Source organism: Litchfieldia stipae (genome assembly GCF_014837155.1).
GTDB lineage: Bacteria > Bacillota > Bacilli > Bacillales > Bacillaceae_L > Litchfieldia.
This window is the reverse complement of sequence record NZ_JACYHA010000072.1, coordinates 1-453: the sequence shown is the minus strand read 5'-3', so window position 1 is coordinate 453 and position 453 is coordinate 1. Positions and strand designations below refer to the sequence as shown.

The window sequence follows — 453 nt, the reverse complement described above, 5'->3', positions numbered from 1 at the left end:
TCTACCACTGAACTACTTCCGCATATGGTGCGGGTGAAGGGACTCGAACCCCCACGTCAAAGACACTAGATCCTAAGTCTAGCGCGTCTGCCAATTCCGCCACACCCGCATGCTATATAAGTTAGTTTACTAACTTGAAAAAATGGTGAGCCATGAAGGACTCGAACCTTCGACCCTCTGATTAAAAGTCAGATGCTCTACCAACTGAGCTAATGGCTCAAAATTATAATAAATTTTGAAATAATACTCGGTATAAGTGGTGCCGGCGATAGGAGTCGAACCCACGACCTACTGATTACAAGTCAGTTGCTCTACCAACTGAGCTACACCGGCATTAATATTATTAGTTTAAAATGGTGGAGGATGACGGGATCGAACCGCCGACCCCCTGCTTGTAAGGCAGGTGCTCTCCCAGCTGAGCTAATCCTCCATATAAACTGCCTAGCGACGTCC

Annotated in this window: 4 tRNA genes; all 4 read right to left on the bottom strand. The window is 46.8% G+C overall.

Annotated elements, in window-relative coordinates:
• Positions 1-25: 25 nt before the first annotated feature.
• The 4 genes from F7888_RS22395 to F7888_RS22380 all read right to left on the bottom strand — a co-directional run bounded on the left by F7888_RS22395 (position 26) and on the right by F7888_RS22380 (position 430).
• A tRNA-Leu gene (locus F7888_RS22395) sits at positions 26-109 on the bottom strand.
• 34 nt (positions 110-143) lie between these two features.
• Positions 144-219 (bottom strand) — tRNA-Lys (locus F7888_RS22390).
• A gap of 38 nt (positions 220-257) precedes the next feature.
• Positions 258-333 (bottom strand) — tRNA-Thr (locus tag F7888_RS22385).
• Between the two features lie 21 nt (positions 334-354).
• Positions 355-430, bottom strand: a tRNA-Val gene (locus F7888_RS22380).
• Between the last annotated feature and the right edge of the window lie 23 nt (positions 431-453).